The sequence below is a fragment of the Micromonospora sp. WMMD964 genome, assembly GCF_029581455.1.
Classification (GTDB): domain Bacteria; phylum Actinomycetota; class Actinomycetes; order Mycobacteriales; family Micromonosporaceae; genus Micromonospora.
Map to the genome: position 1 here is coordinate 1,050,967 of NZ_CP120860.1, position 22,482 is coordinate 1,073,448.

Sequence of the window (22,482 nt, forward strand, 5' to 3'; positions counted from 1 at the left end):
GGTGGTGGACCCCCGTCTACGAGGCCGCGAGGCGTCTGGTCCGCATTCCTTGGGTGGGACCTGGGGAGGAACGACCACACCGATGAGGTTGGACCGAAGACGCCCCGCGGAGCTTTATCGTGTTGTTACCTGACGATACAACGGCATCCGTACCTTGTAGGGGGGAAAGCCCAAATTGCCGAGATTCTTGTCGGTACCCGTCCGGTATGCGGGAGGTCTCCTCCGCCACGCCGGGCCGCGCGGCGGAGGTGACCTCGCTGCCGACCACCGATCCTCCGGTCACCAGCCGGGGCGATCTCACGCCGCCGGAGGCCCGGACACTGATCGCCGGTTCGAATCCATCAACGATCGTCGGTCCGCCCGGTGACGCGATCGCCCGCGACACCGCCCCGGCCGTCACCAGCCGGTCAGGGTCGCGACGTAGGCTCGCTCGCATGCGTATCGGAGCCCACGTCGATTCGACCGACCCGCTGGCGGAGGCAGCCGCCCGGTCCGCCGACACCGTGCAGTTCTTCCTCGCCGACCCCCAGGGATGGAAGGCACCCAAGCCCCGGGAAGACGCCGATCGGCTACGCGCGGCCGAGGTCGACCTCTACGTGCACGCGCCGTACGTCATCAACGTCGCCACCCTCAACAACCGGATCCGGATCCCCAGCCGAAAGCTGCTGCTCGGGCATGCCAAGGCGGCCACCTCCATCGGCGCCAAGGGCCTGATCGTCCACGGTGGGCACGTCAACGCCGGGGACGACCTGGCCGTCGGCTTCGACAACTGGCGCAAGACATTCGCGTACGCGGCCGAATCCGGCGGCTTCGGCGTGCCGGTTCTGATCGAGAACACCGCCGGCGGCGACAACGCGTGTGCCCGGCGACTGGACGCGCTCGCCCGCCTCTGGGACGCCGTCGGTGACTACGAGGTCGGCTTCTGCCTGGACACCTGCCACGCGTACGCGGGCGGTGAGGAGCTGCTCGGCCTCGTCGACCGGGTCAAGGCGATCACCGGAAGGATCGACCTGGTGCACGCCAACAACTCCAAGGGCGCGTTCAACTCCGGCCAGGACCGGCACGACAACCTGGGCGGCGGCACGATCGATCCGGAGCTGGTCGTGGCGGTGATCCGGGCGGCCGGGGCACCGGCGGTGGTCGAGACACCCGGCGGTGTCGAGGGCCAGGCGGCCGACATCGACTTCCTCCGTCAGCAGCTCGGGACGGCGAGCCCGGCAGCATGACGACCGGACAGCCCGGGCCCGGGAACGCCCGGCCCACCTTCACCGACTCGGACGCCGAGACCCGACCCGCTACCGCATCCGAGTCGGGCACCCCAGCCCAGCCGGCTCGCTCCTCCGACGCCGACTCCGCCGCGAGCCCCGCGCAGACCGACCGCACGCCGGCCGCCCCGACCAGGGACGGCAAGGAGAGCACGAACGGCAAGAACGGCGTTCCGGCCAAGGACAGCAAGGCCGACGTCCCGGCCAAGGACAGCAGGGGAAGCGGGGACGCCGAACCCAGCACCCCGGCCAAGAACGGCAAGGCAAGCGGGGACGCCGAACCCAGCACCCCGGCCAAGAACGGCAAGGGAAGCGGGGACGCCGAACCCAGCACCCCGGTCGAAGACGGCAAGGGCAGCACGGACAGCCCGGCGAAGGACGACGCGGCCGAGGCCAAGGCGTCGCAGCCGCGAGCGAGATGGTGGCGTAGGGCGGGTAAGGGCAGGACCGGCGAGCCGGTGAAGACCGACGGTGTGGCCACGCCGGTCGTGGCGGACCGTTGGGAGGCGTTCGCCTCCGCGCCGGAGCCGAGGCCGTCCATCGCCACCCGGGCAGGCCGAGCTGTCGGCCGCTTCCTGATCCACGAATGGACCCTGGCCGCTCTCTGCTCGTTGGCGCTGGCCGTTCTGATGACCTGGCCGACCCTGCGCTATCCCCGCTACACGCTCCCGCAGGACTACTGGGACCCGAGCCTGCAGGCCTGGCAGATGGCCTGGTCCGGGCACATCCTGCTGGCCGACCCGGCGCGTCTGTGGCAGTCCAACACGTTCTTCCCCGAACTGTGGAGCTTCGCGTTCTCCGACACCCTGCTCGGGTACGCCCCGGCCGGGATGTTCGGCAGCGGCCCCGAGGACGCGTTGCTGCGCTACAACATCATGTTCGTGCTGGCGCACGCGCTCGCCACGCTCGGGGCGTACGCGCTGGCCCGTCAGCTCGGGGCCGGCCGGATCGGTGCCGCCGTCGCCGGGGTCAGCTACACCTACGCGCCGTGGCTGCTGGCTCAGGCCGGGCACCTGCACGTCATCTCCAACGGCGGGATGCCGCTGGCGCTGGCGATGTTGGCGCGCGGGCACGGCTGGTCCCTGCGGCACGGCTACCGGCCGGAGCGCCGACACGACGGCTGGGTCTACGCCGGGTGGATGTTGGCGGCCTGGCAGCTCAGCCTCGGCTTCGGCATCGGGCTGCCGTTCGCGTACTTCCTGGGCGGCGCGGTACTGGTCGCGGTCGTCCTCTTCTACGTGCGGCGGCTACGCACTCGCCAGGCCGTGCCGTTCGGTCGTCGGTTGTTCCTCGCCGACGTGCTCGGCGGGTTGTTCTTCGCCGGGGTGGGCCTGCTGATGGCCTACCCGTTCTACCAGGTGACCGAGCTGCACCCGTACGCCGAGCGGACCATCGCCGACATCGGCATCTTCTCGCCACCGGCGTCCGGGTTCGTGACGGCGCCGGCCGAGTCGCGGATCTGGGGTGGTCTGCACGAGGGCGCTCGCGCCGCCCTGCCGTGGCACCCGGAGATGACCCTGCTGCCGGGCTTCGTGCTCTACGCGCTCGCCCTGGGTGGGCTGTTCTTCTCGGTCTGGCGGCTGCGGCACCGGCTGCTGCTGCTCGCCGGGGTGCTGGTGACCATGGCCTTCGCGATGGGCACCCGTTTCTTCGACGGCACCCTCACCTACGTGCCGCTGTTCGAGCACCTGCCGGGCTGGAGCGCGTTGCGTACCCCGGGTCGGTTGATGTTGTGGACCACGTTGTTGCTCGGCCTGCTCGCGGCCGGCGCGGTCACCGCCCTCACCGACCGGGTCCGCGAGTTGACCGCACAGCGGATCCCGTCGTGGCCGGGGCCGTGGCTGCGGATGGCCACCCTGCTGCCGTTGCTGCTGGTGACAGTCGAGGGCCTGAACACCACGCCGCACCCGGTGGTGCCGACCCAACCGGCCGCGATGCGTTCGGCGCAGGGGCCGCTGCTGGTGCTGCCCAGTAACCAGAGTCTGGACCAGCACGTGATGCTCTGGTCGACGAGCGGCTTCCCCGACGTGGTCAACGGCGGTAGCGGCTTCACTCCGCGTCAGCTCGACGACGTTCGTCGGGTGAGCCAGTCGTTCCCCGACCAGACCAGCGTCGACTACCTGCGCACGCTCGGCGTCCGCACTGTGGTGCTGCTGCGTGGCCAGGTGCCGGGCACACCGTGGGAGATCACCATCGACACGCCGGTGGAATCGCTCGGCATCAGCCGGCAGGACGTCGGTGACGCTGTCGTGTATCGGCTCTGAGGCTCTCTCTAGGGCGGGGTTTCCGGGGGAGCCCACCCGGCTCCGGGCGGTCAGGCTTGATCCCTGCGCCGGGCGGGCTCCCCCGGAAACCCTGACGTGGTCCGGACCACGATCGACCTGGGGGATCAGGTTGTGGTTGCTGGCTCTCGTGAGGGTTCGCTTTTCGAGGGTAGGCGCCAGCGGTCCAGCCAGGGGGCGTCTGGCGCGCCGTCGAGCACGCCGCCGTCCGGGTCGTCCGGGTAGGTCGCCCGCACCGCGTCCCGTTCGGGGTGCAGGATCTCCTGGACGACGAGCACGCAGAGCACCACGACAGTGGTCAGCCGCAACGTCGAGGCCAGCACGAACACCCCCTCCGGGAAGACCGGGCGACTGGTGGCCGCCCCGAGCAGTTCTCCGTAGAAGGCGACGAAGTAGCAGACCTCGGCGATCTGCCAGGCCAGGAAGGCACCCCACTTCGGACGGGCCAGCACCACCAGCGGCAGCAGCCAAAGCACGAACTGCTGGGACCACACCTTGCTGAAGATGAGGAACGCCGCGACCACCAGGAAGGCGAGCTGCGCCAGCCGCGGTCGGCGCGGCGCGCGCAGCGCCAGCACTGCCACACCGAGGCAGGCCAGCCCGAACAACGCGTACGAGATGGTGTTGAGGGTGGGGATGTTGGCGTTCAGCCACTCGAACGGGCCGAGCTGCCCGGGGTCGTTGCCGACCTTGCCGTCCAGGTAACGCCCGATGTACCAGAGCGTGCCCCAGTCGATGGGCCGGGTGGTGTTGAGTTCGAAGAACCGGTCCCAGTTCTCCGGGTAGGCGCGTGCGGCCGGCAGGTTCACCAGCACCACGGCCGCGATCGCCGTACCGGTGGCGACGAGCGCGGCGCGGAGCCGGTCGGCGCGCAACGCCAGGACGAGGATCGGCCCGAGCAGGAACAGCGGCCAGAGTTTCGCCGCGCCGGCGAGCCCGAGCAGCACACCGGCCACGGCCGGTCGTTTCCGCGCCCAGGCCAGCAGGCCGAAGGCGGCCAACCCGATGGCGAGCAGATCCCAGTTGACGGTGGCGGTGAGCACCAGAGCCGGGGCGAGCGCGAACAACGCCGCGTCCCAGGGTCGTCGGCGGCGCAGGGCCAGGATCACCGCCACGGTGGCCACCGCGAGCGCGCCCAGCACCAGTGCGTTGAGGTTGTAGAACCACTGGCCCTGGTTGATGCTCGGGTCGCCGTCGCCGATGGCGTGCACCGGAAGGCCCAGCGCCCCCATGAAGTAGCCGGTCAGCACCGGGTACTCGACGGGGTGGTCGCGGTAGGGCACCTTGCCCTCGTTGAGCCCTTCGGCGTAGTAGAGGGCGAGGACGTCGGTGTAGCAGAAGCGCGTGTACTGGACGTTGTTCTGCCAGGCGCCGTCCTGACAGGGCGACTTCTGCACCCAGTGCAGCGCGAGCGTGAGACATACCAGCGCCAGCACGATCCGGACGGCGGTCCAGAAACGATGTTCCCGGCCCGCCGGGCGGTCCAGCGCTGTCGCGTGGTCGCCCAGCGGTCCGCCGATCGCGCTGGACAAGCCGCGGACGAATCCGTCGGAGCGCGACGGGTGGTCGGTGGTACCGGCGTCGTCGATGCCGGGCGTCGACTGGGTGCTCATGAAGAGGCATCCTGCCGTACGGAAGGGGTGCCCGTCCCGTCCCGACGCGGAGATCCCGGGTACGAACACCGCCGCCGGCGGGACGTGTCGTCCGGCCGGCGGCGGTGTGCGGAGGGTACGGGTCAGTCTCGGTTGGGCGGTAGGCCGGGCAGCACTCCACCGCCGCCACCACCGCCTCCCGGGCCACCGGGATTACCACCTGGGTTCCCGCCGGGGTTGCCCCCGGGGTTACCGCCGGGGAGACCGCCACGCGGGCAGAACGGGTCGGTGAGCGGGTCGCACTGCGGCCCGCCCGGCTGGCCGCCCGGCGGCGGTGGCGGGGCCACCGGCTCCTTGCCGTTGCCCTTCGTGACGTCACCCTCGCCGGTGACGCTGGGCAGGGGGATCTCCTCCTGGCCCTTGAGGGCGGCGTTCATGAACTTCTCCCAGATCGGGCCGGGGAGCGTCGAACCACCGATGTCCTTGCCGCTGGCGAGCCGGATCTCCGGCTTCCTCGGGTCCTTGCTACCGACCCATACCGCAGTGGCGTTCTGCGGGGTGTAGCCCACCGTCCAGGCGTGCGAGTTGTCGTCCTTGTCGTACTCCCAGGTGCCGGTCTTGGCGGCGGCCTGACGGCCGCTCTCCAGCGACATGTTGTTCGACCCGGCCCCGGGGATCTGCTTCAGGACGGCGGTGACCTCGTCGGTGACCTTCTTGGAGATCCGCTGCTCAGGCTTGATGCGCTCGCTGCCGACCACCTTCCACTTACCGGTGTCCTTCTCCTGCTGCTCGACCTTGAGGACGAAGTGGGCCTTGATGTACTTGCCGTCGTTGGCGAACGTCGCCATGGCGTTGGCGTGGTCGAACACGGTGATCGGGTACTTGCCGAAGGCGGTGTAGTTGTCGAACGGGTTGGGGCCCTTCTTCGACAGGTCGAAGGCCTGCGGCGGGTCGACGCCCCACATGGTGGTCACGCCGGCCTTGCGGGCCATGTCGACCACCTTGCCGGCGCCGATCGTGTCGGCGACCCAGTAGAACGGCACGTTGTACGACTGGACCGTCGACTCTTCGAGGGTGCACCACTTGCCGCACTTGAGATTGGTGCGGCCGGCGTTACCGATCGCGACCGCGGAGCCCTCGGGCTTGTACGGCGTGGGGTCCCAGTGCGACTTGACCGAGATGCCGGCCTCGATCGCGGCGGCCAGGGTGTACACCTTCATCGACGAGCCCGGCTGGTGGCCACCGGTCAGGTCACCGTTCTTGTCGGTGTTCTTGCCGGCGTAGTCGAAGTCGGCACCGCTGTCACCGCCGTAGTAGGCGAGCACCCGACCCTTCTTCGGGTCGATCGACACCATCGCCGCCATCAGGTTCTTCGGCTGGTCGTTGAGCTCGGAGCCCTTCTTCGACTGCATCGCGATGTTCTCGGCGGCGGTCTGCAACTTCGGGTCGATGGTGGTGGTGATCCGGTAGCCGCCGTCGCGCAGCGCGTCGACGCAGCTCACCTTGCCCTCCGCTCCGGTGTCGGAGCAGAGGCCCATCGCGTCCATCTCCTGCCGGACGTAGTTGATGACGTTGCCGCGCGGGCTGTCGACACCGAACCCGTTGCCGCCCTTCTTCGGCGGCAGCACCTTCGGGTACTCGGTGGGCGACGCGGGTCGGCCGGGGGCGTCCACCCAGCCTTCCTTCTTCATGCCGCCGATCACGTAGTCCCACCGCGCCTTGGCGTCGGGCAGGTTGACCGCCGGGTCGAACCCCTTGTGGGTGTCGCTCGCCACCGGCTGCTTGATGACCGCCGCGAGCACCGCGCCCTCACCCACGCTGAGGTCCTTCGCGGACTTGCCGAAGTAGGTCTGCGCCGCGGCCTCGATGCCGTAGGCACCGCGCCCGAAGTAGATCACGTTGAGGTAGTGCTGCATGATCTCCGGCTTGCTGTACGCGTCGTTGAGCTTGGAGGCGAGGATCGCCTCCTTCACCTTCCGGCCGTACGTGTCGTCCTGGAGGTTCTCGAACGCGTTGCGGGCGTACTGCTGGGTGATCGTCGAGGCACCCTGCTTGTCGCCACCGGAGATGTTGTTCCAGCCCGCTCGGACGATGCCCTTGTAGTCGACGCCCGAGTGCCGGTAGAAGTTGCGGTCCTCGGCTGCCGCCACCGCGTCCTGCACGTGCTTCGGGATCTGGTTGATGGTCACGAAGGTGCGGTTCTCGCTGCCCAGCTTGGCCAGCGCGGTCTTGCCGTCCTTGGCGTAGACCGTGGTGGACAGCGGCAACGGCAACTCGTCGGGCATGACCACGTTGGTCGAGTAGTAGGTGAACCCGACCACACCGACGCCGGCGAGCATGATGAAGGCCGCGAACGCGGCGATCATCAGGTTCATCCGCTTGCGCTTCTTCGCCCGCGCGGCGGCGCCCGAGTCACCCGCGCCACGGCCACTCCGGCCCGGCCCGTTGGGTCCGCCGGGACCACCAGGGCCTCCAGGGCCACCGGAGACCGGTGAGACGCTCGCCCGTGCGACGGCGGCACGGCCACCCACCGACGCGGAGCCGACACTGGCCCGGCCCGCCGAGGCGGTGCCGACCGAGGCCGCACCGACGGCGGCGGCACCGACCGCGGCCCGACCCGCCGGTGCACCGGGCGCCGGGGACACGGGCACCGAGGCCCGGCCCGCGCCGGCGCGTCCGGCTGCCGCGCCCGGTGCCGGCGACACCGGCACCGACGCCCGCCCGGAGCGCCCCGGGGTCGCCGAACCCACCGAGGCGGAACCGGCCGCCGCGGCGGTGCCGCGCGGCACCGAGGCGGATCCGCCGACAGTGGCCCGCCCGCCGGCTGCGCGTGGTGTCACCGAGGCACGGCCCGGGGTCGCCGCGCCGCCCTCCGAGGCCGACCAGCCACCGGCGCGGGAGTCGCCGCCGGATCGACCGTACGCGTCGGCCGCGCCCGGTCCGGGGTCACCGTCCGGGCCCGGGTACTGGGCCCGTCCGCGCGCAGAACTGGGATCGCCGTACGAGTTCATTCCTCACACCCTGCCGGTCGCGGTGGGGCGCTGCTGCGCCGCCACCGGGTTGCCGTGAGTTGCTTCACCCGGGACGCCGGCACGGGGGTGCCGGTTCACCGTGGTACTTGCAGTATCAATCGGGCTAATCGGACTAACGAGCGGTCGACCGTCCCGGGTTTCGTCTACGGCCCCGGGGCCGGTCCAACCTGCTGCGTTCACCGTTGCGCCTCTCGCCTCCGCCGACCCGCAACCTCGGCCGCCACATCCGGCTCGCCGGTGCCGTCGCCGTCGCCGGTCAGTCCGTCCCGGCCGAGCAGGTACTGCTCGACGAGATGGTTCCAGTCACAGCCGAGGCATACCTCGACCACGAAGACCTGGAACTCACGCAGCGTCATCGCCAGCACGGGCAACTCGGCGAGTGTCCGGGCCTGTCCGGCGGACTGCTTGAGCTCGTCGCCGTAAATGTAGTGGACGAGGGTCAGGTTCTCGCTGCGGCAGATCGGGCAGCGTCGGTCGGTCGGCTCACCGTGGAAGCGGGCGGCGTTCTTCAGGTACGGCGACGCGTCGCAGACGTCGTACGTGCCGACCCGGCCCGCCAGAAGCTCACGCAGCACTGCTCGCTTCTGGAGCGAGTAGTCGACGACCTGGCGCTGCGTACGCATGCGGAGAAGGGTACGCGGTCCGGCCCGAGCAGGCGACCACGCTCACGATCCGTGACGATGACATCTCGGAGAGGGGGTTTGCCCTGGCCGGTGCGAGCCGCTAACGTGCGATGTATCGGTCCGATACATCGCGGCGGTTACCACTTCAAGCCGGAGGGTAAAGAGAGGGCGGCCAGTGCTCGAGTTCGCCATCCTCGGCCTCCTGCAGGAGTCTCCGATGCACGGCTACGAGCTGCGCAAGGAGTTGACCGCCAAACTCGGCGCGATCCGGGCGGCGATCAGCTACGGCTCGCTCTACCCGACCCTGCGCAGGTTGCAGGCGGCGGGATGGATCACCGAAGCTGCCGAGACGCCCGCCACTGCCGAGGAGGTTCCCGCGCTGACCAGCCGACGAGGTCGGGTGGTCTACAAAATCACCGCGGAGGGCAAGGAACGCTTCGCCCAGCTCATCGCACAGGCCGGGCCCGAGACGTACGACGACACGGGCTTCGGGGTGCACTTCGCGTTCTTCGCCCGGACCGACCAGGCGACCCGCCTGCGCATTCTGGAGGGTCGCCGCCGCAAGATCGAGGAGCGTCGCGAAGGGCTTCGCGACGTGCTGGGCCGGGCGGCCGAGCGCCTCGACGCTTACACCTTGGAACTGCAGCGCCACGGTCTTGATGCCTGTGAGCGCGAGGTCCGCTGGCTGGAGGAGCTCATCGCCAACGAGCGCTCCGGCCGAGCCCCGACGGTCCCGAACATCGGGACAGCCGGCGGCCGACGAGAAGACAACAGCCCGCCTCCGCCTGGAGAGACCAGGAATGAGCGGCCGTGACAGAAAAGAAGGAGGCAGACGCTATGGGCTCCGTCCGCGTCGCCATCGTCGGTGTGGGTAACTGCGCCTCGTCCCTGGTTCAGGGCGTCGAGTACTACCGGAATGCCGACCCGAACGACCGCGTCCCGGGTCTCATGCACGTCGCCTTCGGCGACTACCACGTCAACGCCGTGGAGTTCGTCGCGGCATTCGACGTGGACGCCAAGAAGGTGGGCATGGACCTCGCGGAGGCGATCGTCGCCAGCGAGAACAACACCATCAAGCTCTGTGACGTGCCGCCGACCGGCGTCAGCGTGCAGCGCGGCCCGACCTTCGACGGTCTGGGCCAGTACTACCGCGAGATCGTCGAGGAGTCCGACGCCACGCCCGTCGACGTGGCGCAGGCGCTGCGCGACGCGCAGGTCGACGTCGTCGTCTGCTACCTCCCGGTCGGCTCCGAGCAGGCCGCCAAGTTCTACGCCCAGGCCGCGATCGACGCCGGCTGCGCGTTCGTCAACGCCCTGCCGGTCTTCATCGCCTCCGACCCCGAGTGGGCCAAGAAGTTCGAGGACGCGGGCCTGCCGATCGTCGGCGACGACATCAAGAGCCAGGTCGGCGCGACCATCGTGCACCGCGCCCTCGCGAAGCTCTTCGAGGACCGGGGCGTCGAGCTGCTGCGCACGTACCAGCTCAACTTCGGCGGCAACATGGACTTCATGAACATGCTGGAGCGCAAGCGGCTGGTCTCGAAGAAGATTTCGAAGACCCAGTCGGTCACCTCGCAGATCCCGCACGAGATGAGCAAGAGCGACGTGCACATCGGCCCGTCGGACCACGTGCCGTGGCTGGACGACCGCAAGTGGGCGTACATCCGCCTGGAGGGCCGCTCGTTCGGTGACACCCCGCTGAACGCCGAGCTCAAGCTCGAGGTGTGGGACTCGCCGAACTCGGCCGGCGTCATCATCGACGCGGTCCGCGCCGCGAAGATCGCCCTGGACCGGAAGATCGGCGGCCCGATCCTGTCGGCGTCGTCGTACTTCATGAAGTCCCCGCCGGTGCAGTACGCCGACCACGACGCCCACCAGGCCGTCGAGGAGTTCATCGCCGGCGAGGTCGCGCGCTGACCCGCTGAACACCACCAGCACCGGCGAGGGCCGGGTCCGAACGGACCCGGCCCTCGCCGCGTTTCAACCACAGTCGCAGGTCGCCGGGTGGGCGTTTGTCAGGTTTCGTGATGCCGACGGGCTTGATCGACTCGGGTTCGGCGATGTCGGGGTATCCCGGCCAGGCGGATACCGCCGTTTCGGCGAACTGGAGTGGATCTAGGCGGTCGTCCGCTGGCGACGTCGGACCGCCGCCGGCGGCGGTCACGCGGGGACATCGGCCAGGCGGTCTAGGACCACGCGTGCCGCAGGGCGACAGCGGCTTCCAACTCCAGCAGCTTGATCTTGCGCGGCAGGCCCCCGCCGAAGCCGACCAGCTTGCCGCCCGCGCCGACGATCCGGTGACACGGCACGAGCACCGGGACCGGGTTGCGGTTGCAGGCCACTCCCACCGCCCGCGCCGCCCCGACCTCGCCGACCAGGCGCGCCACCTCGCCGTACGTCAGCGTCTCCCCGTACGGGATTCGGGTCATCTCCCGCCACACCGCCCGCTCGAAGGCGGAGCCCCGGGGCATCGACACCGGGATGCCGAACGCGGTCAGCTCACCGGCGAAGTACGCCCGCAGCTCGGTCACGGTTTGCTGGGACAACGCGTCGCCGGGCTCATCGACGGCTGCTTCGACCCGGCCGAAGGCGGCGCCGCAGACGTTCGTGCCGTCGGTGGCGACGGAGAACTCGCCGATCGGTGAGTCGAGCACTGTCCAGCGCATCAGCTCATTCTCCCCGACCCGGGCGACGTTGCCGGCACGGCTACCAGCGTCGGGTCGAACGCCACTGCTCGGCGACCCGGGTCGCCTCCTTCGCCGCGGCCCGTTCGGCGCGTTTCGATCAGCCCCGAAAAGATCATCTCCGCGTCGAGCGCGACCGTTGGATGTTGCGCCACGTCGATACCGTGCAGGTCGTGGCAACGGGGACGCTGATCTTTCTGATCATCGGTGGGGCGGGCATCGGGGTGCTCGCGCTCGCCCTGCTCGGCACCGAACTGTTCCAGTTCGGGCACGCCGACGTGGACGGCCCGATCTCGGTCGAGACGGTGGCCGGGTTCGCCGGAGCATTCGGGTTCGGCGCGGCGATCGTCAACGAACTGCTCGGTGCGCGTACCCCGGGAATGGTCGTCGGCGCGGTGGTCGGCGGCGTGCTCGCGGCCGTGCCCACCGGATGGTTGGCCTCCCGGCTGAGCCGGGCGGCGCGCAACATGCGCACCGACCCCACCCCGACCCGGGACGACCTGGTCGGCGCGCTCGGCCTGGTCGTCACACCGGTGCCGGTCGACGGGTACGGCGAGGTCCGGATCCGCCTCGCCGGCCAACCGGTCAAGCTCAGCGCCCGTGCGGACCAGCCCATACCGATCGGCGCCCAGGTCTTCGTCGTGCAGGCGCTCAGCGAGACCAGCGTGCACGTCGAGACCTACTGATCAACCCCCTCGTAGACGGGACTTCCATATGGCCCTGTTAATCGCCATCGGCGGCGCGGTCCTCCTCGCGCTCATCCTGGTGCTCTTCGTGCTCTCCCGAATCAAGGTGGCCGGGCCGAACGAGGCGTTCATCGTCACCGGTCGCAAGGGCCGCACCACGCAGACCGCCGACGGCGGACGGTCGACCGACACCTCCGGGCAGAAGGTCGTGCTGGGCGCGTCGGTGTTCGTGCTGCCGGTGGTGCAGAAGCTCCAGTCCCTGGATCTGTCCAGCCGACGGATCGACGTCGGCATCCGGGGTGCGGTGAGCAAGCAGGGCATCCGTGCCGATCTGCACGGCGTGGCGATCGTCAAGGTCGGCGGAACCGAGGACGCGATCCGGGCCGCCGCCCAGCGGTTCCTGCACCAACAGGACGAGATCGACAACTTCACCCGCGAGGTGCTCGCCGGCGCGCTGCGCTCGATCGTCGGCCGGCTCACCGTCGAGGAGGTCATCCGGGACCGGGCGGCGTTCGCCAGCGCCGTGGCCGAGGAGGCCGAGCACTCGATGACCAACCAGGGTCTGGTGCTTGACACGTTCCAGCTCCAGGACATCCTCGCCGAGGGCTCCTACCTGCAGGACCTGGGTCGACCGGAGGCCGCCCGGGTGCTCAAGGACGCGGCGATCGCCGAGGCGCGGGCCCGGCAGCAGGCCGAGCAGGAGCGGCTGCTCGCCGAGGAGGCGATCGCGGAGGCGAACCGGAACCTGGCCCTCAAGCAGGCCGGCATCCAGGCCGAGATCGACGCGGCGAAGGCGAAGTCCGCCGCCGCCGGCCCGCTCGCGCAGGCGGAACGGGACCAGGCGATCCTCTCCGAGCAGCAGAAGGTCGCCGAGCGCAACGCCGAACTCAAGCAGCGCCAACTCGACACCGAGGTGCGTAAGCCGGCTGACGCGGCCCGGTACAAGGTGGAGCAGGAGGCGGAGGCGTCGCGCAACGCGGCGGTGTTGCACGCGGACGCGCAGCGGCAGTCGGTGATCGCCGCCGCGCAGGCCGCCGCCGAACAGGCGCGGCTCACCGGTGAGGGCGAGCGGGCCCGGCGTGCGGCGCTCGCCGAGGCGAACGCGATCGAGGGCGCCAAGGAGGGTGAGGCCGAGCAGCGTCGGCGTTCCGCCATCGCCGAGGCGGTGGAGCGGGAGGGTCAGGCCGAGGCGGCGGCCATCCTGGCCAAGGGTGAGGCCGAGGCGGACGCGATGGCGCGCAAGGCCGAGGCGTTCGCCGCGTACGGCGAGGCGGCGGTGCTGGACCTGCTGGTCAGGGTGCTGCCGCAGGTGGTGGAGGCAGCCAGCGCGCCGATCGGGGCGATCGACAAGATGACTGTCATCTCCACCGACGGTGCGTCGTCGCTGACGAAGTCGGTGGCCGGCAACGTGGCCCAGGGGCTCCAACTCGGCAGCGACCTGACCGGGATCGACCTGGCCGGTCTGCTGGCCCGGCTCGGCTCGGCGTCCACCCCGACCGGCAAGGGCACCTCGACCGGCAAGGGCACCCCGGCCGTGGACGGGACCGCCGTCGAGACCCGCTGACGCCGTACGCCGACGGGCGCCGCCCCCGCTTCGGGGGCGGCGCCCGTCAGATCCAGCTAGTCGACCAGGCCCTCGGCTCGGGCCCAGCGCAGCAGCTCGGCCTCGGCGGCGTCACGGTCCAGCGGGCCGTGTTCGAGGCGCAGCTCCTTGAGGTGCTTCCAGGCCCGACCCACCACCGGTCCCGGCGGTACGCCGAGCAGCTCCATGATCGCGTTGCCGTCCAGGTCGGGGCGGACGCGGGCCAGGTCCTCCTCGGCCGCGATCCGGGCGATCCGCTCCTCCAGTGCGTCGTAGTCCGCGGCCAACTGCGCGGCTTTGCGCCGGTTGCGGGTCGTGCAGTCCGAGCGGGTCAGCTTGTGCAGTCGGGGCAGCAGGTCACCGGCGTCCGCGACGTAGCGGCGTACCGCCGAGTCGGTCCACTCGCCCCGCCCGTACCCGTAGAAGCGCAGGTGCAGCGCGACCAGCGCGGTCACCTTCGCGGTGATCTCCTTCGGGTACCGCATGGCCTTCATCCGGGCCTTGGTCAGCCGCGCGCCGACCACCTCGTGGTGGTGGAAGCTGACCCGGCCGTCGGACCCGACGGCCTTCGTCGCCGGCTTGCCCACGTCGTGCAGGAGGGCGGCCATCCGCAGGACGAAGTCGCACCCGTCGTCCTCGTGGGAGACGGCGTTCGAGACGACCGTCAGGGTGTGCTCGTAGACGTCCTTGTGCTGCGCGTGCTCGTCGATCTCCAGCTTCAACCCGGTCAGCTCCGGCAGGAACCGCTCGGCCAGCCCGGTGTCGACGAGCAGCCGCAGACCGGTGATCGGATCGGAGCCGCAGAGCAGCTTGGTGAACTCGTCGCGGATCCGCTCGGCGGTGATCCGGTCCAGGTCCGCCGACATCTCGGTCATCGCCCGGTGCACGTCCGGGTGCACGGCGAAGCGCAGCTGGGCGGCGAACCGGGCGGCCCGCAGCATCCGCAACGGGTCGTCGCCGAACGACTCACCGGGGGTGCTCGGGGTACGGATCACCTTGGCCGACAGGTCGTCCAACCCGCCGTGTGGATCGGTGAACCGGTGTTCCGGCAGGCTGACGGCCATCGCGTTGATGGTGAAGTCCCGCCGCTTCAGGTCCTCGTCGAGGCTGGTGCCGTAGACGACCACCGGGTTGCGGCTGATCTGGTCGTACGACTCCGCACGGAACGTGGTGATCTCCAGCCGGAGACCGTCGCGCTGCGCACCGATGGTGCCGAACTCGCGACCGGTCTCCCAGATCGACTCGGCCCAGCCCTTGAGGATGCGCAGCGTCTCGTCGGGGTGCGCGTCGGTGCAGAAGTCGAGGTCGTCCCCGAGTCGGCCGAGCAGCGCGTCGCGAACCGAACCGCCCACCAGGTGCAACTCGTGACCGGCGCGGACGAAGCGGCGGCCCAACTCGTCGGCGACCGGGGAGACTCGGAGCAGTTCGGCGACGGCGTTGCGCTGCGCGGCGGTGAGTTCGCGGCGGTCGGCGGCGTGTGGAGCGGAGGCTTCGGACATGGGATCGCCAGCTTATCGGGCCGGGGTGTGATCCGATCCGCCGGGCGCGGGTAACGGGCGGGGGTTGACTATGGTCTGTGACGTGCGGGTCGGTGTCCGACCCGACGTACCCCTGGGAGGCTGGAGATGAGCGGCGGGCTCTACCGCAGCGCCAACGCCGCGAACGACGGCGGCCCTGGCATCCGTCCCGGGGACGGCGCCACCTTCATCTCCGCCGAGCCGCTGAACCAGCCGGCCCTGGAGTCGACCGCGCCGCCGCAGGAGCAGGTGGGCGAGGCGAGCGCGGCGGCCAACAGCGCGGTGATGGCGATCGGCAGCCTGGTCAGCCGAGGCACGGGCTTCCTGCGGACGCTGGTGTTGACCGCCGCGCTCGGTGGGGCGCTGGTCGGTGACGCCTACACCACCGCGCAGATCCTGCCGGGAATGGTCTACGAGTTCCTGCTCGGCGGAATCCTCACCAGCGTGCTGATCCCGGTGCTGGTCCGTCGGCGCAAGGTCGACACCGACGGCGGCCAGGCGTACGCCCAGCGGCTGTTGACCCTCGCGGTGCTGACCTTGGCCGGAGCAGCCCTGCTGGCCGTGCTGGCGGCCAGCCTGCTGACCCAGCTCTACACCAGCGACAACCGCGGAGCGGATTACCAGGAGCTGGTCACCAAGCTGTCGTACCTGATGTTGCCGATGATCTTCTTCACCGGCCTCAGCGCGTTGGTCAGCGCGGTACTCAACACCCGGGGTCACTTCGCCGCCCCGATGTGGGCGCCGATCCTCAACAACATCGTGGTGATCGCCACCGCCGGCCTCTACATCGCGATCTTCGGTGCGGAGATCGTGAAGCCGAACGAGATGACCACCGGCCGGATCCTCCTGATCAGCGGTGGCACCCTGCTCGGTGTCGCGATCCAGGCCGCCGGCCTGCTGCCGGCGCTGCGCAAGGTCGGCTTCCGGTGGAAGCTCCGCTTCGACTTCCGCGCGCTCGGCCTGCGTGAGCTGGGCCGGCTCGGCGGCTGGATGTTCTGCTACGTGGCGGTCAGCCAGGTCGGCCTGATCGTGCTGTTCAACCTGCTCAACCGGGCGGGCGACGGAGACGCCGGCGCCCTGATCTACAACAACGTCTTCCTGCTGCTGATGATGGCGCACGGCATCATCGCCGTCTCGATCATCACCGCGTTGATGCCCCGGATGAGCGCCAACGCCGCCGACGGCCGCTACGCCGACGTGGCCGCCGACCTGTCCCGGGGCACCCGGACGGTCTCCGCGGTGCTCGCTCCGATCGCCGTCTGCTACGCCGTGCTCGCCACTCCGCTGGCGGTGGTGTTGTTCCGCTACGGTGCGTTCAGCGACGAGAACGCCGCCGACACCTCGCTGGTGCTGCTGCTGGCCGCGCTCGCTCTGGTGCCGTTCGCGATCAGTCAGCTCTTCACCTTCGCCTTCTACGCCCTGCCGGACACCCGCACCCCGGCGTTGATCAACATTCCGGTCGTGGCGCTGCGGATCGGCGTGCAGATCGTGCTGTTCGCCGCGTTCGCCCCCCACTTCGCGGCGGCCGGGATGATGATCGGTAACGCTGTCTCGTATCTGGCGGCGGCGATCGGCTCCGCCTGGCTGCTCCGTCCACGGGTCGGTCGGATCGGGCTGGGCCACATCATGCGGACCCTGGGCCGGGTCCTGGTCGCCGCGCTCGGCGCCGCGCTGGTCGGCCTGCTCGTGATCAACCTGCTGCCCGGTGGCGAAACGCCGAGCTGGGCCCAGGCCGTCATCCAACTGGTGATCGGCGGAGCGGTGATCGGCGGGACCTACCTGGGTCTGGCCATGCTGCTGCGGATAAGTGAGATCACCGAGGTGGTCGGCATGGTCCGACGTCGCGTCGGTCGCTGATCGCCAGCAACCGATCACAACAAGTTGACACACATACAGAACGTCACTGCGGATCACCAGGCTGGGGATGCACCTGTGGATAACTCCGCGATTCGCCGGTCAACCACCGCATCGGCCTGTGGATAACCAACCGTACGGCTGAGCGTGGCGGGCCGATCGGTGGGAACCCATCGGTTGTTGGGAGCGTCCCACCAGCCCAGCCCCGGCGTCGGTCACTTGCGGTGAAGCCGTAGATTAGCTAGTACATGTGCCAGCAACGTGGCTGACAACGGTCGTAACCGGACGAGTTCTCCGACTGCCGGGCACCCGCCAGATGCGGCGGGAAGATGACATGTCGGGGAGACGGGCAACCCGGGTAAGGTCGCTCTCGACGGGTACGGCAGGGGCCGACGCTGCGCGTCGACACCGGTCGGCCGGTTCCTTCAACGGCAGAGCGGGAAGCCACATGCCCAGCAGTGCGGGTCCATCGATCGACACGATCACCGAGGGAGGACGGGTGACCCAGGTCGGCGAGGGTCAGGAGGCGGACGAAAGCGCTCCTCCGGTCATGACCTTCGGTGCTCCCACGGCCGGTGAAGTCCTCGCCGAGCGGTACGAGCTGGTTGAGCACATCAACAACGACAGCGCGGGTCGGCTGGTCTGGCGCGGGGTCGACGTCATCCTGCGCCGTCCCGTCGCGGTGGTGCTGCGCTACCCGGGTGGCGACTCCGCCACCGAGATGCTTCAGGCCGCCGTCGCGGCCAGCCGGGTCATCCACCCGAACCTGGTCGGCGTCTACGACGCGATCGACGAGGCCGACCGGGCGTACGTGGTGCGCGAGTGGGTCGACGGGCAGTCCCTGCGGGACCTGACCGCCGAGGGCCCCCTGGACCCGGCCCGGGCCACCGCGATCGGCAACGCCGTTGCCAGCGCCCTCGCCGCGGTGCACGCCACCGGCATGGTGCACGGAAACGTCCACCCCGGCACCGTCATGATCAGTGACGAGGGCCGAGTCGTCCTGGCGGACGCCCGCACCGACGGCGACGACAGCCAGGAGAACGACATCCGGGCGGTCGGCGGCGTCCTCTACTTCGCCCTGACCGGTTACTGGCCGCACGCCGAGGCACCGCTGCGCGGCGCCACCGCCGGTCACGGCCGCGCCGCCATCCCGGACGCCGTTCGGGACGCCACTGGTGCCCTCGCAGCGCCCCGCCAGGTCCGTGCGGGCGTGCCCGCGTACCTGGACGACCTGACGATGGATCTGCTCGACGCGCAGATCGCTCCGCCGTCCTCCGACGTGCTCGCCGCCGAGTTGGCCCGACTCGACGTGCCGGCCGAGGAGGAGCACTACCTCGACAACAGCGGGCCGCTGCGGTTCGCCGCCGAGACCGGCGACGAGCCGTCGCCGCTGGCCGCTGCCGGAGGTCGGAAGGTCGCCCTGGGCATCGCTGGTCTGCTGGTGGTCGCCCTGGTCGGTCTCCTGATCGGGATCAGCACCCTGGGCGACGACGGCGACAAGGGCTCGCAGGCCGATCAGCCCCCCGCTCCCACGTCCAGCGCTCCGGCCGGCGACGCCACCCCGGCCGGGAACGAGGTGCGCAAGCTGGCGGTCAAGGACGTCCGGATCATCGACCCGGACAGCAAGGACCGCAGTGAGGTCGACGGCGCCGCGAAGGTGATCGACGGTGACGAGGACAAGGGCTGGGAGACGGAGACGTACCAGAACCGGCCCAACTTCGGCAACCTCAAGAAGGGCATGGGCGTCTGGCTCGACCTGGGCGAGCCGCACAGCGTCAAGTCGGTGCAGGCGGTGCTCTCCGCCACCGGCGCATCCGCCCAACTCTTCGCAGGCACGACGAACCCGCCGTCCAGCTCCAACGGTGACAAGCAGTTGGTGGCGAACTACAAGACCGCCATCGGGCAGCCGTTCGAGGACCATGACGGCACCACGATGACGTTCAACGGCTTCGACGCCGACAAGAAATACCAGTACCTGCTGTTCTGGATCACCGAACTGCCACCGTCCGAGGGTGGGTTCAAGCTGGGGGTGCAGGAGATCACGGTCCAGGGGTCGTGAACCCGGCACTGTCGTCCGGGCACCGCAACCGCTGGACATGGTGATGGACGAGGACGCGGCAGCCACCGACCTGGAGCTGCTGCGTGCTCATGTCGATGGTGACCCGCACGCCTTCGCCGAGTTGTTCCGCCGGCACCGCGACCGGCTCTGGGCCGTCGCCCTGCGCACCCTCGGTGACCGCGAGGAGGCAGCCGACGCTCTGCAGGACGCGCTGCTGTCCGCGCACCGGGCCGCGGCCCGGTTCCGGGGCGACTCGGCCGTCACGACCTGGCTGCACCGCATCGTGGTGAACGCCTGTCTGGACCGGATCCGCCGCCGGCAGGCACACCCCACCGTGCCGCTGCCGGACGGCAACCGTACCGAGGACGGTTCAGGTGTCGGCGGGCCCGAGCCGGCCGCCGCGGCCCCGGACCACGACACCGCGCTGGTGGTCCGTGAGGCGCTCGCCGCACTGCCCCTCGAACAGCGCGCGGCGCTGGTGTTGGTGGACGTCCAGGGCTACGCGGTCGCCGAGGTCGCCCGCATCCTCGGCGTCGCCGAGGGGACGGTGAAGAGCCGGTGTGCCCGGGGTCGAGCCCGACTGGCGGTGATGCTCGGGCACCTGCGCCCCACCGTGGCCGCCGCGCCCCCGCCCCGAGCGGATCCGGCCCTCCCGCCCCGAGCGGATCCGGCCCTCCCGATCCGAGACGTGCCGGGCGTCACGCCGGGGAACCCGGGCCCGGCAGAGGGCGTCGGATCGAGGTCGAGCCGGTTCCGGCGGGACGCCAACCAGGAGGACACGTGACGACCGAGGGGTTCCGGGAGGTCGACGCCGACCTCCTCGCTGACTACCTCGGCGGGGCGTTGGACGGCACCCCGCAGCAGGAGGAAGTCGCCCGACTCGTGTCCACGGACCCGGCCTGGGTCGAGGCGTACGCGCAGCTGGCACCCGCGTTGACGGAGGTCAGCGCGAGCCTGGCCCGCTGGGCCCAGCCGGCACCGGAGATGCCGCAGGCGATCGTCGACCGCATCTCCGCCGCGCTGTCCGTCGCGGAGCCGACATCCGGCGACCCGGTGCCGGAGCACACCGGGCACGAGGCCGACACGGGCGGCGACCCGGTGACGCGAGCTGTCGTACCGGCCCAGGGCGGCCGCCGCCCGGTCACCCCCACGATGGCCAGGTCGGGGCGTCGTGCATCCACCGGGCCTGGTCGGCGGTGGCGCGAATGGGTCCGCCGCGGCGGACCGGTGGCCGCCGGCGCGGTCGCCGTCGTAGCTGTCGCGCTCGGCCTCACCCAACTCTCCAGGAGCGTCTCACAGGACACCAGCGGCACCAGCGCCCTCGACCGGCCGGCCAACGCGCCCGCAGACCCCGCGGGGGCCGACGCGGCCCGCACCACCGGGCCGACACTGCGCAGCGGTACGGATTACACCCCGCAGATCCTCGGCAACGACCAGGGCGTCGGTATGCAGAGTGCTCCGACTCCCAGCCGAGCGACCGGAACCGCGCCTGGAACGGCGCCGGAGGTGGACGCCGAGGGCGGCCGCCGTCCCTCGCCCGACGGGTCGGAGCAGCTGACCCGGCTGACCGACGAGGCCGCGTTGACGACCTGCCTGACCAGCGTGACGGCGGAGCACGGGAACGGCCCGCTGGTGGTCGAGCTGCTGGACTACGCCCGGTTCCAGGGCGAGCCGGCGCTGGTCATCCGCTTCACCGACGCGACCGGGGCCCGGTGGGCCTGGGTGAGTGGTCCGGAGTGCGGCGTGCCCGGGTCCGGCTCGGACAGCCGGTATTCGTCGCGGGTAGGGTGAATCCACGGTCGATGGCGCGATGGCCGCCCACGTGACCTGACCCACCGGATGCCCGGCTCGGGAATCCCCGGTTCGTACGATGACGTTCTGGAAGTCAGCTGCCGGCCCCACCCAGGCGTCGGCGACTCGGATCGGCATCGGTGCTCGCGCCGACGCCGAACACACACAACTCGGGAGACGGCAGTGGACGAGGTCCGCAACCTGATCATCATCGGCTCCGGGCCGGCTGGCTACACGGCGGCGGTCTACGCCTCGCGCGCCAACCTGAAGCCGCTGATCATTGAGGGCGTGCAGTCCGGTGGTGCCCTGATGACCACGACCGAGGTGGAGAACTTTCCCGGCTTCGCCGACGGCATCCTCGGCCCGGAGCTGATGGACAACATGCGCAAGCAGGCCGAGCGGTTCGGTGCCGAGTTCCTCACCGACGACGTGACCCGGGTCGAGCTGGTGGACACCGGCGACCTCGGCTCCGGCGCGGTGAGCACCGTCTGGGTCGGCGAGACCGCCTACCGGGCCAAGTCCGTCATCCTCTCCACCGGTTCGGCCTGGCGTCCGCTGGGCGTGCCCGGTGAGCAGGAATACCTGGGTCACGGCGTCTCCGCGTGCGCCACCTGTGACGGCTTCTTCTTCCGTAACCAGCACATCGTGGTCGTCGGCGGAGGTGACTCGGCGATGGAGGAGGCCACCTTCCTCACCCGCTTCGCCGACTCGGTCACGATCATCCACCGCCGCGACTCGTTCCGGGCCAGCAAGATCATGGCCGACCGGGCGCTGAGCAACGAGAAGATCAAGGTCGAGTGGAACAGCACCGTCGAGGAGATCCTCGGCGACGACGGCAAGGTCACCGGCGTACGGGTCCGCAACGTGCACACCGGCGAGACCAAGGTGATGGACGTGACCGGCGTCTTCGTGGCCATCGGCCACGACCCGCGCAGTGAGCTGTTCCGCGACCAGGTCGAGCTGGACGACGAGGGTTACGTCAAGGTCCAGGCTCCCAGCACCCGCACCAACGTGCCCGGCGTGTTCGCCGCCGGCGACGTGGTCGACCACACCTACCGTCAGGCGATCACCGCGGCCGGCACCGGTTGTGCCGCCGCGCTCGACGCCGAACGGTTCATCGCGACGCTCGGCTGAACCAAGGAACACATCCCGGAGGAGGGGCATAGTGGGAAATACCAAGGCGGTAACGGACAAGAGTTTCGTCGCTGACGTGCTGCAGGCCGACAAGCCGGTTCTGGTGGACTTCTGGGCCGAGTGGTGCGGCCCCTGCCGCAAGGTGTCGCCGCTGCTCGAGGAGATCGCCGGCGAGATGGGTGACCAGGTCACCATCGTCAAGCTCAACATCGACGAGAACCCGGAGACCGCACGGGCCTACCGGGTGATGTCGGTGCCGACGCTCACCGTCTTCAAGAACGGCCAGCCGGTGCAGTCGATCGCCGGCGCCAAGCCGAAGGGCGAGCTGGTCCGGCTCATCCAGTCGGCCCTCTGACCGGCAGAAGCACCAACCGAACCCCG

18 protein-coding genes are annotated in these 22,482 nt (G+C 70.3%); 13 read left to right on the top strand and 5 right to left on the bottom strand.

All coding sequences use genetic code 11. From position 1 onward, the window contains the following. Nucleotides 1–434 precede the first annotated feature (434 nt). Both O7616_RS04985 and O7616_RS04990 read left to right on the top strand, forming a co-directional pair. Entirely contained in the window at nt 435–1,226 is a 792-nt protein-coding gene (locus tag O7616_RS04985; RefSeq protein ID WP_282263568.1) for a deoxyribonuclease IV, read from the top strand. Beyond that, the gene (locus O7616_RS04990) at nt 1,223–3,529 is read left to right on the top strand and encodes a hypothetical protein (RefSeq protein WP_282305791.1); all 2,307 of its coding nucleotides are present in this window, start codon (nt 1,223–1,225) and stop codon (nt 3,527–3,529) included. The genes O7616_RS04985 and O7616_RS04990 overlap by 4 nt, the downstream gene beginning before the upstream one ends. A gap of 125 nt (nt 3,530–3,654) precedes the next feature. Here the strand turns inward: O7616_RS04990 and O7616_RS04995 are convergent, their stop codons facing one another. Continuing rightward, nucleotides 3,655–5,160, bottom strand: coding sequence for a glycosyltransferase 87 family protein (locus tag O7616_RS04995; protein WP_282305792.1), 1,506 nt, complete (start codon nt 5,158–5,160; stop codon nt 3,655–3,657). Between the two features lie 122 nt (nt 5,161–5,282). Further along, on the bottom strand, nt 5,283–7,514 hold the full coding sequence (locus tag O7616_RS05000; RefSeq protein ID WP_282305793.1) for a transglycosylase domain-containing protein: 2,232 nt from the start codon (nt 7,512–7,514) through the stop codon (nt 5,283–5,285). Here O7616_RS05000 and O7616_RS05005 point away from each other — a divergent pair. Then, nucleotides 7,480–8,208 (top strand): hypothetical protein, encoded by a 729-nt coding sequence (locus tag O7616_RS05005; protein ID WP_282305794.1) that lies wholly within the window; start codon nt 7,480–7,482, stop codon nt 8,206–8,208. The genes O7616_RS05000 and O7616_RS05005 overlap by 35 nt on opposite strands. A gap of 139 nt (nt 8,209–8,347) precedes the next feature. Here the strand turns inward: O7616_RS05005 and O7616_RS05010 are convergent, their stop codons facing one another. Beyond that, complete coding sequence (locus O7616_RS05010) at nt 8,348–8,794, bottom strand: DUF5318 domain-containing protein (RefSeq protein ID WP_282263560.1); 447 nt, start codon at nt 8,792–8,794, stop codon at nt 8,348–8,350. Between the two features lie 175 nt (nt 8,795–8,969). Between O7616_RS05010 and O7616_RS05015 the strand changes: the two genes are divergently transcribed. Together O7616_RS05015 and O7616_RS05020 are read left to right on the top strand one after the other, a co-directional pair. After that, nucleotides 8,970–9,608 carry a PadR family transcriptional regulator gene (locus O7616_RS05015; protein ID WP_030331823.1) on the top strand — a complete coding sequence of 213 codons (639 nt, stop codon included), beginning with the start codon at nt 8,970–8,972 and terminating at the stop codon, nt 9,606–9,608. A gap of 23 nt (nt 9,609–9,631) precedes the next feature. Next, nucleotides 9,632–10,711, top strand: a complete 1,080-nt coding sequence (locus tag O7616_RS05020; protein WP_282263558.1) for an inositol-3-phosphate synthase — start codon at nt 9,632–9,634, stop codon at nt 10,709–10,711. A gap of 269 nt (nt 10,712–10,980) precedes the next feature. On the opposite strand, the gene O7616_RS05025 is transcribed toward O7616_RS05020, so the two are convergent. Further along, a complete protein-coding gene (locus O7616_RS05025; protein ID WP_282305795.1) occupies nt 10,981–11,460 on the bottom strand; it encodes a methylated-DNA--[protein]-cysteine S-methyltransferase in 480 nt (159 codons plus the stop codon). 161 nt (nt 11,461–11,621) lie between these two features. Here O7616_RS05025 and O7616_RS05030 point away from each other — a divergent pair, with 161 nt between their 5' ends. Together O7616_RS05030 and O7616_RS05035 are read left to right on the top strand one after the other, a co-directional pair. Beyond that, a complete protein-coding gene (locus tag O7616_RS05030; RefSeq protein ID WP_282305796.1) occupies nt 11,622–12,164 on the top strand; it encodes an NfeD family protein in 543 nt (180 codons plus the stop codon). Between the two features lie 28 nt (nt 12,165–12,192). Next, nucleotides 12,193–13,728: an SPFH domain-containing protein gene (locus O7616_RS05035; protein ID WP_282305797.1), complete on the top strand. Its 1,536-nt coding sequence runs from the start codon at nt 12,193–12,195 to the stop codon at nt 13,726–13,728. A 56-nt stretch (nt 13,729–13,784) separates the two neighbouring features. Here O7616_RS05035 and O7616_RS05040 read toward each other — a convergent pair whose 3' ends face one another. After that, a complete protein-coding gene (locus O7616_RS05040) occupies nt 13,785–15,245 on the bottom strand; it encodes a CCA tRNA nucleotidyltransferase (protein ID WP_282305798.1) in 1,461 nt (486 codons plus the stop codon). 126 nt (nt 15,246–15,371) lie between these two features. Between O7616_RS05040 and murJ the strand changes: the two genes are divergently transcribed. The 6 genes from murJ to trxA all read left to right on the top strand — a co-directional run bounded on the left by murJ (nt 15,372) and on the right by trxA (nt 22,456). Then, nucleotides 15,372–17,120 (top strand): murein biosynthesis integral membrane protein MurJ, encoded by a 1,749-nt coding sequence (murJ, locus tag O7616_RS05045; protein ID WP_282305799.1) that lies wholly within the window; start codon nt 15,372–15,374, stop codon nt 17,118–17,120. Nucleotides 17,121–17,565: 445 nt separating this feature from the next. Further along, nucleotides 17,566–19,176, top strand: coding sequence for a protein kinase family protein (locus tag O7616_RS05050; protein ID WP_282305800.1), 1,611 nt, complete (start codon nt 17,566–17,568; stop codon nt 19,174–19,176). Between the two features lie 43 nt (nt 19,177–19,219). Then, nucleotides 19,220–19,960 carry an RNA polymerase sigma factor SigM gene (sigM, locus tag O7616_RS05055; RefSeq protein ID WP_282307537.1) on the top strand — a complete coding sequence of 247 codons (741 nt, stop codon included), beginning with the start codon at nt 19,220–19,222 and terminating at the stop codon, nt 19,958–19,960. Continuing rightward, a complete protein-coding gene (locus O7616_RS05060; RefSeq protein ID WP_282305801.1) occupies nt 19,957–20,967 on the top strand; it encodes a hypothetical protein in 1,011 nt (336 codons plus the stop codon). Before sigM ends, O7616_RS05060 begins: the two co-directional genes overlap by 4 nt. A gap of 183 nt (nt 20,968–21,150) precedes the next feature. Further along, nucleotides 21,151–22,101 carry a thioredoxin-disulfide reductase gene (gene trxB, locus O7616_RS05065; protein ID WP_282305802.1) on the top strand — a complete coding sequence of 317 codons (951 nt, stop codon included), beginning with the start codon at nt 21,151–21,153 and terminating at the stop codon, nt 22,099–22,101. Nucleotides 22,102–22,132: 31 nt separating this feature from the next. Beyond that, nucleotides 22,133–22,456, top strand: coding sequence for a thioredoxin (trxA, locus tag O7616_RS05070; RefSeq protein WP_088987049.1), 324 nt, complete (start codon nt 22,133–22,135; stop codon nt 22,454–22,456). Nucleotides 22,457–22,482 lie beyond the last annotated feature (26 nt).